Source organism: Saccharomonospora saliphila YIM 90502, assembly GCF_000383795.1.
Lineage (GTDB): Bacteria > Actinomycetota > Actinomycetes > Mycobacteriales > Pseudonocardiaceae > Saccharomonospora > Saccharomonospora saliphila.
This window is the reverse complement of sequence record NZ_KB912640.1, coordinates 248,371-256,353: the sequence shown is the minus strand read 5'-3', so window position 1 is coordinate 256,353 and position 7,983 is coordinate 248,371. Positions and strand designations below refer to the sequence as shown.

Below are 7,983 nucleotides of genomic sequence, written 5' to 3'. Positions count from 1 at the left end.
GCGCCGCTGCCGGAGGCGCTCACGCGCCGGTTCGGTGACCTCGTCGCGGCCGCCGCCGACCCGATCGACGACGTGCGCGGCAGCGCGGGATACCGGCGGCACGCGCTCGCCGTGCTGGCACGCCGTGCCCTGACCTGGGCGTGGGAGGACCACCGGAGTGGAAAGGGAGCGCGATCGTGCGCCTGACGATGACGGTCAACGGCGAGGCCCGGTGGGCCGACGACGTATGGGAGGGCGAGAGCCTGCTGTACGTGCTGCGGGAGCGACTCGGCCTGCTCGGCTCGAAGAACGCCTGCGAGCAGGGCGAGTGCGGCTCGTGCACCGTCTACCTGGACGGGGTGGCGGTGTGCGCGTGCCTGGTGGCGGCCGGACAGGCCGACGGCCGCGAGGTCCGCACCGTGGAGGGACTCGCCGAGGGTGACGGGCTGCACCCGGTGCAGCGGGCTTTCCTCGACGCGGGGGCGGTTCAGTGCGGGTTCTGCACGCCCGGCCTCGTGGTCGCGGTGCACGATCTGCTCTCCCGCGTGCCCGACCCGGCCGACGCGGACATCCGGGAGGCGCTGGCAGGCAACCTGTGCCGCTGCACAGGATACGAGACCATCCTCGACGCGGTACGGAAGGCGGCACTCCAATGACCGCGAGTTGCCCCTTCCCGCCCGCGAGTTGCCCTTTCCCGCCCGCGAGTTACCCCCTCCGGTCCGGGAGTTGCCCCTTCCCGTCCGGGAGTTGCCCCTTCCGGTCGGCGGGTTGCCGCCGCCGGTCGGCGACCTGCCCCGGCGCGCGCGGCCTTCCAACCGACCCTCGACTGCCGGGCTCGACCGTGGTCCGCGTTCCGCACACCCCGAAGGCCAACGGCACGGGCCGCGACAGCACGAGGACACTCCTCCGATCGGTGCCGGGAACGAGCGACCTCGAGGCTGTCCGATCACCCATGCGCAACCGACCGGGTGGCGAGACCACGGAAGCGGCAATTCGCCGACGTGCCGGGGCAACTCGCGAACGTGCCGGGGCAACTCGCCGACGGGAAGGGGCAACTCGCGGGAGGGAAGGGGCGACTCGCGGGTGTGGAGGGGGTGGCTCGCGCCGATGATCGTGATCGAGAACGCCGCCGTCGCGACCGTCGACCCGGTGGGCACCGAGTACCGCGAGGGGCATGTGGTCGTCGACGGCGAGCGCATCGCCGCCGTCGGGGCGGGTCCGGCGCCCGCCGACCTGACCGGGGAGCGGGTGGACGCGCGCGGATGCCTGGTCACCCCGGGGCTGGTGAACACGCATCACCACCTGTACCAGTGGGCGAGCCGGGGACGGGCGGTCGGAGCGACCCTGTTCGAGTGGCTCGTGGAGTTGTACCCGGTGTGGGGGCGGCTCGACGCCGAGATCACCCGGGCCGCCGCGACGGCGGGGCTGGCACGGCTGGCGCTGACCGGGTGCACCACCGTCGCCGACCACCATTACGTGTTCCCCCGCGACGGCGGTGACCCGATGGCCGCCCTGGTGGAGGCCGTGCGCGAGATCGGGGTCCGGGCGCACCTCGTGCGGGGGTCGATGGACCGGGGTTCCTCCGACGGCGGACTGCCTCCCGACCACCTCGTCGAGGACACCGACGTCGCGCTCGCGCGCACCGAGGAGGCGATCGACGCCTGGCACGACCCCGCGCCCGGGGCGCGGGTGCGCGTGGCGGTGGGGCCGTGCTCGCCGTTCAGCGTGACCGAACGCCTGATGACCGGCGCCGCCGAACTCGCGCGCCGGCGGGGTGTGCGGCTGCACACCCACCTCGCCGAAACCCTCGACGAACAGGACCGGTGCCGGGCCGAGTTCGGCCTCGACCCGGTGCCCTACGCGGACACGCTCGGCTGGCTGGGCGACGACGTGTGGCTCGCGCACACGGTGCACGTGTCCTCGAAGGAGATCGGCAGGTTGGGGGAGACCGGCACCGGGTCGGCGCACTGCCCCACGTCCAACGGCAGGCTCGGCACCGGTATCGCCCCGGTGCGGGAGCTGCTCGACGCGGGCACGCCCGTCGGGCTCGGCGTCGACGGTGCCGCGTCCAACGAGTCGGGCGGCCTCGGCGGCGAACTGCACCAGGCGTTGCTCCAGGCGCGGCAACGCGGGGGACCCCGTGCGCTCGCGGTGCGGGAGGCGCTGCGGATGGCCACGATGGGTGGTGCCCGCTGCCTCGGCAGGCAGGACGAACTGGGCTCGCTGGAGCAGGGCAAACTCGCCGACCTCGTCGTGTGGCGCACGGACGGGCTCGCGCACGCCGGGATCGACGACCCCGTGGCCGCGCTCGTGCTGGGGGCGCTGCCCCAGGTGGGGCTGTTGCTCGTCGGAGGACGCGACGTCGTGACCGACGGGACACTGCGCACCGCCGACGAGACGGCGATCGCCACCGAGCTGCGGGCCGCGAGCGCGCGGCTGGAGGGAGCACGCCCATGACCACGACCGCCACGTCCACCAGGACCGCCGCGCAGGGGCTCGGGTCGAGCCCGGCCCGGCCCGACGGACCCGCCAAGGTGCGCGGCGAGTTCGCCTATTCCTCCGACCTCTGGCACGACGACATGATCTGGGGCGCGACGCTGCGCAGCCCGCACCCGCACGCCCGCATCACCGGCATCGACGTCACGGGGGCGGTGGGCATGCCGGGCGTGTACGCGGTGCTGACCCACGACGACGTGCCCGGTGCGAACCGGTACGGCCTCGAGCAGGCCGACCAGCCCGTGCTGGCCGAGGACGTCGTGCGCTACCAGGGCGAGCCGGTGGCGCTGGTGGCCGCCGACCATCCGGAGACCGCCCGCCGCGCCCTCGAGGGCATCACGGTCGGTTACGAGGTGCTGGAACCGGTGACCGACGCGTGGGCCGCCGCGGCCGGGCAGGGCCCCGCGCTGCATCCCGGCGGCAACGTCGTGCGGCACGTGCCGATCCGCAAGGGCGAGGCCGGTGCCGAGGGCGAGGTCGTGGTGACCGGCACCTACGAGGTCGGCATGCAGGACCAGGCGTTCCTCGGCCCGGAGTCGGGGCTGGCGGTACCCGCCGACGACGGCGGTGTGGACCTGTACGTGGCGACGCAGTGGTTGCACGCCGATCAGCGGCAGATCGTGGCCGCCCTCGGGCTGCCACCGGAGCGGGTGCGGCTGACGCTGGGCGGCGTGGGCGGGGCGTTCGGCGGGCGCGAGGATCTGTCGATGCAGATTCACGCCTGTCTGCTCGCCCTGCGTACCGGCAGGCCGGTCAAGATGGTCTACAACCGCGAGGAGTCCTTCTACGGGCATGTGCACCGCCATCCGGCGCTGTTGCGGTACGAACACCACGCCGACCGGCACGGCAGGCTCGTCCACGTCAAGGCCGAGATCGTGCTCGACGGTGGCGCCTATGCCTCGACCACCGGAGCCGTTGCGGGCAATGCCGCCACCCTCGGTGTCGGCCCGTACGAGGTGCCGAACGTGACAGTGGACTGCCGAGGCGTCTACACCAACAATCCGCCGTGCGGCGCGATGCGCGGCTTCGGCGCCGTGCAGGCGGCGTTCGCCTACGAGTCGCAGATGGACGCGCTGGCGCGCGAGTGCGGGCTCGATCCGGTCGAGGTGCGGGTGCGCAACGCGCTGCGCGAGGGCTTGTCCATGCCCACAGGGCAGGTCGTGGACTCGCCCGCGCCCGTGGCGGAACTGCTGGGACGGGTGCGGGACATGCCGCTGCCGCCCGAGCCGTCCGGTCGCGACGACCGGGATCTTCGCCTGCTGCCGGGCGGGGTTTCGAACACCACGCACGGCGAGGGAGTGGTGCGCGGGGTCGGCTACGCGGTGGGCATCAAGAACATCTGCTTCTCCGAGGGATTCGACGATCACTCCACCGCGCGGGTGCGGCTCCAGGTCGTGGGCGGCGAGCCGGTCGCGACCGTGCACACGGCCGCCGCCGAGGTCGGTCAGGGGCTCGTGACCGTGCTGGGGCAGATCGTGCGGCACGAACTGGGCATCGAGCGGGTCACGATCGAGCCGACCGATACGACGATCGGCAGCGCGGGTTCCACCTCGGCGTCGCGGCAGACCTACGTCACCGGGGGCGCCGTGCGCGCGGCGGCCTCGGCGGTGCGGGCGGAGCTGCTCGGCCGCCTCGGCCGCCCGGCCGAAGAGCTGCGCGTGGACGGCGGCGTGGTCATCTCGGCCCGCGACGGCGTGGTCGCCGATATAGCGTCGGTGCTCGGCGAGGACGTGCTGGACGAGACGGTCCTGTGGCGGCACCGCCCGACCGAGAGCCCGCATCCGGAGACCGGCCAGGGCGTCGCGCACGTGCAGTACGGGTTCGCCGCCCACCGCGCGGTCGTCGACGTCGACGTCGAATTGGGACTGGTCCGGGTGGTGGCCCTCGACTGCGCGCAGGACGTGGGCAGGGCGCTCAATCCGCGCGCGGTCCTCGGCCAGATCCACGGCGGTTCGGCGCAGGGCCTCGGGCTCGCGGTGATGGAGGAGATCCGCACCGAGGACGGCCTGATCCGCAATCCCTCGTTCACCGACTATCTCGTTCCGACCGTGCTCGACATGCCTCCGATGTCGGTCGAGGTGCTGGAGCGCGCCGATCCGCACGCGCCGTACGGTCTACGCGGGGTCGGCGAGCCGCCGACGATCTCGTCGACTCCCGCGATCGTCGCGGCGATCCGCGCGGCGACGCACAAACCGTTGCGGCGGGTGCCGGTGCGGCCGGAGCACCTGGTCTGACCGGCGAGCCGCCCGTTTCCAGTGAACCCAGGTCAGTCGGTGACGTTGGTGCGCAGGCGGTGCAGCAGGGAACGCAGGAGTGCCAGCTCGCGCTCGTCGACGCCCGTACGCAGTGCGCTGTCGAACTCGGTGGCGGCCACGCGCATCCGGTGAAACGCCGCCCGGCCTTCGTCGGTGAGCTCGATCAAATGCACCCGGCGATTGTCCGGGTCGCGCCTGCGGGTCAGTAGACCGTCGGCCTCCATCGCGGCGAGGTGATGGGTGAGCGTCGCGCCGCGGATGTTGGCGGCCTCGGCGATTTCGCGCTGGTTCGCCTCGGGCCTGTTCACGAGGGTGAGCAGCACGAGCCAGACCGGGCGTGATCCGCCAACGGAGTGCAGCGCGGCGTCGAACGCGCGCCCGACTGCCTTCGCGGTCGTGGAGAGCGTGAGGCCGATCGGTTGCTCGTCGGGTTCGTGCATGGTCCAACGGTAGCACACTGATAGATGTCTAACTGTTTGCTATCTAAGCGTTAGCCATCTATCGTTTGTGTGGCAGCACCAGGACAAGGAGGCGACCATGACGAATACGGCAGCCGGGGTGGGCCAACTCCTCGACCACTGGGCCGAGGCCGAGCTTCGGGGGGACGTAACCACGCTGCGCGCGATGCTCGGCGACGACTTCGTCGGCATCGGCCCACACGGATTCCAGATCGACAAGGCGCGGTGGCTTGACCGCTATATGTCGGGAAGCCTCGTCAACACCGGCTTCGACGTCACGGAGCCGACCGTGCGGGAGTACGGACCGGTCGCCGTCGTCAATGGCGTGCAGAACCAGACGGCGACCTATGCGGGCGAGCCCTTCCCCGGACGGTTCCGCATGACGCTGGTGGCCGTCCGGCGCGGCCGGGGGTGGGAGATCGTCTCTCTTCAGCTTTCGCCAATGGCCGACCAGTAAGCGCACCAGAAGCACGCGGGTGCCGTGCCGGTGCTCGCGGGAAGGTGGAACCGATGCGCATCAGCATCAACGTCACGCAGTACTCCTGGCCCGGGCGGATCGACAGCGCACTCGACAACGTCGCCCGGGCCGCCGACGAGGCGGGACTGGACACGGTGTGGGTGGCCGATCACCTGCTCCAGGCCGACCCCACCGCCGATGCCGACGCCGAGATGCTGGAGGCCTACACCACCTTGGGTTTCGTGGCCGCACGGACCGAGCGGGTCCGTCTCGGAACGATGGTGACCGCCGTGACTTACCGCCCTCCTGCATTGCTGGTGAAGGCCGTGACCACGCTCGACGTGCTCTCCGGAGGGCGTGCGTGGCTCGGCCTGGGCAGCGGCTACAGCACCGCGGAGGCCGGAGCAATGGGCCTGCCGCTGCCACCCATCGCCGAGCGTGTCGCGCGGTTGGAGGAGACGCTGGAGCTCGCCTCGCGCATGTGGAAGGGCGACGACTCACTCTTCGACGGCGCGCATCACCGCTTCGAGCGTCCGGTCGGTAGTCCGCCTCCGATGAGCACACCGCACCCGCCGGTGCTGGTGGGCGGGATGGGCGAGCGCACGACACTGCCTCTCGTTGCCCGCCGCGCGGACGCGTGCAACCTCTTCGACATTCCCGACGGGGGTGAGACGGTGCGCCGCAAACTCGCCGTACTCGCGGAGCACTGCGAAGCGCACGGGCGCCCGTTCGACGACATCGAGAAGACGGTCAGCACGAGGCTGGAACAGTCCGAGACCGCGGGGGCGTTCGCCGACCGTTGTCACCGGCTCGGTGAGCTCGGCTTCGACCATGTCGTCGTGGTCCGGTCCGGTCCGTTCGGCACCGCGGACGTGGCGACGTTGGGCGAGGCGGTGCGCATGCTCGGCGACGGGTGAGCCCTCCCGTCGTGCGGAGGCCGCCGGAGCGCGGCTGGAGCTCTCCGCCCGCATCGCCGCCACGAAGCACCCGCGGGCGGCACGCCTCAGTCGGCCGGACGGCGGCGGCGCGTCCGGCCCCACGGCTTGTACACCGCGAGCACGAGTGCGACGACGAGTGCGATCGAGGACACGATCGGGGGAAAGTAGAGGTTCGTCGGCGTCTCGCCGGTCGGCTCGCCCGCCAGCATCGCCCGTCCGTACTCGCCGGCCGCCTCCACCGTCGGTTGCAGGGCGAGCGGCACGAGAGCGGTGAGCACCACGGCGATCACCAGTTTCACCACCACCCACCGGTACCGCAGCACCCCCCAGCGCGTGCCCCGGCCGAGCACGATCCCGCTGAGCAGGGTCAGCAGCCCCAACGGCAGCAGCGTCCACACCGCGAACAGTTCGACGGCCTGGTAGGAGACGGCGACCACGGTCGGGTCGGAGGAGACCACCGTCCGCAGGACCAGGACGCCCAGTACGACGTCCACGCCCAGCCACGCGACCGCGACTCCGATGTGGACCACCAGGAGCGCTTTCCGCGCCGAGGGGGACAGGCGTTTCCGTGTCCGCGCCACCTCCTCGGCCTCGCCCGCCGTCATCCGACCGTGCTCCCCTCGTCGTCGGTAGTGGTGTGCCGGAGGCGTGCGGCGAGAACCCGTGGTCTCCGGCTCTGGGAGAAGTGTGGCGGTCATCGGCTGAGAAGGCGTTCAGGCCCGCAGCGACCGAGCGGGTCTCGCGGGCGTCACGGTGGTTCGGGCAGCGGATCTGATGTCGGTGGAGCACGGGGAGCGGAGTTCATGCCGCCATCCGGAATGGCGGTGTCGTTCCCGGCGGTCAATTCAGAAAATGATCTTCATTGCGGGCGGAAGGCGATCCTCGGTGTGACTCGTCAGTAGTATTCAGAGTGGCCGTGCGTCTCGTTGATCTTCGTCCGGAGTGGTGGCGAAGCAAGATCAAAATTACGCTGCGCTGAACGAATTGCGCCGTTCGGCGTGGCATCACGGCCGGTCGCCGATACCCCTTCAGCCGTCCTGGTGCATTTCGCTCAGGCGCTTCAGAATGGCCGTGTCACCGAGAGCACGGAACCGCGATTCCGTGCCAGAAGCGTGGCTCCCTGCTGCCACAGGGAGCCACGCGGTGGCCATCACTCACACCCAAGTCCGAAGGGAATCCATGGTGATGTCCGACCTTACGGTACAGCCGTGTGCAAGTAGCATGCTAGCTGTCTGCCCCGTCCGGGTGATCCCGTCGGCGCCGTCCCGGCCGCGGTCGCGGGGGCGGCATCGGGCCGCCGACCGGCGCTGCGCGCACCCCGTGGCCTTCGCGGAGGAGTCGGCGTTGTCGCTGCCGAGCCGGGCCGACTACCACTACGCCGGTACGGGAAGGTGCGGGCG

The 7,983-nt window shown here is 71.5% G+C and carries 7 protein-coding genes and 1 pseudogene; 6 read left to right on the top strand and 2 right to left on the bottom strand.

Annotated elements, in window-relative coordinates:
* The 4 genes and pseudogenes from SACSA_RS0106320 to pucD all read left to right on the top strand — a co-directional run.
* Positions 1 to 186: pseudogene (locus tag SACSA_RS0106320) on the top strand (FAD binding domain-containing protein); the annotation flags it as partial.
* Positions 177 to 635: a (2Fe-2S)-binding protein gene (locus SACSA_RS0106315; RefSeq protein ID WP_019814322.1), complete on the top strand. Its 459-nt coding sequence runs from the start codon at positions 177 to 179 to the stop codon at positions 633 to 635. The pseudogene SACSA_RS0106320 and the gene SACSA_RS0106315, both read left to right, overlap by 10 nt.
* 451 nt (positions 636 to 1,086) lie before the next feature.
* Positions 1,087 to 2,436 (top strand): 8-oxoguanine deaminase, encoded by a 1,350-nt coding sequence (locus SACSA_RS0106310; protein ID WP_019814320.1) that lies wholly within the window; start codon positions 1,087 to 1,089, stop codon positions 2,434 to 2,436.
* Positions 2,433 to 4,709, top strand: a complete 2,277-nt coding sequence (gene pucD, locus SACSA_RS0106305; protein ID WP_019814319.1) for a xanthine dehydrogenase subunit D — start codon at positions 2,433 to 2,435, stop codon at positions 4,707 to 4,709. The genes SACSA_RS0106310 and pucD overlap by 4 nt, the downstream gene beginning before the upstream one ends.
* Positions 4,710 to 4,741: 32 nt before the next feature.
* On the opposite strand, the gene SACSA_RS0106300 is transcribed toward pucD, so the two are convergent.
* A complete protein-coding gene (locus SACSA_RS0106300) occupies positions 4,742 to 5,170 on the bottom strand; it encodes a MarR family winged helix-turn-helix transcriptional regulator (protein ID WP_019814318.1) in 429 nt (142 codons plus the stop codon).
* Positions 5,171 to 5,267: 97 nt separating this feature from the next.
* Here SACSA_RS0106300 and SACSA_RS0106295 point away from each other — a divergent pair, with 97 nt between their 5' ends.
* Positions 5,268 to 5,645 carry a nuclear transport factor 2 family protein gene (locus tag SACSA_RS0106295; RefSeq protein WP_157596634.1) on the top strand — a complete coding sequence of 126 codons (378 nt, stop codon included), beginning with the start codon at positions 5,268 to 5,270 and terminating at the stop codon, positions 5,643 to 5,645.
* A 53-nt stretch (positions 5,646 to 5,698) separates the two neighbouring features.
* Positions 5,699 to 6,562 carry a TIGR03560 family F420-dependent LLM class oxidoreductase gene (locus SACSA_RS0106290; RefSeq protein WP_019814316.1) on the top strand — a complete coding sequence of 288 codons (864 nt, stop codon included), beginning with the start codon at positions 5,699 to 5,701 and terminating at the stop codon, positions 6,560 to 6,562.
* A gap of 86 nt (positions 6,563 to 6,648) precedes the next feature.
* On the opposite strand, the gene SACSA_RS0106285 is transcribed toward SACSA_RS0106290, so the two are convergent.
* Complete coding sequence (locus SACSA_RS0106285; protein WP_019814315.1) at positions 6,649 to 7,188, bottom strand: hypothetical protein; 540 nt, start codon at positions 7,186 to 7,188, stop codon at positions 6,649 to 6,651.
* Between the last annotated feature and the right edge of the window lie 795 nt (positions 7,189 to 7,983).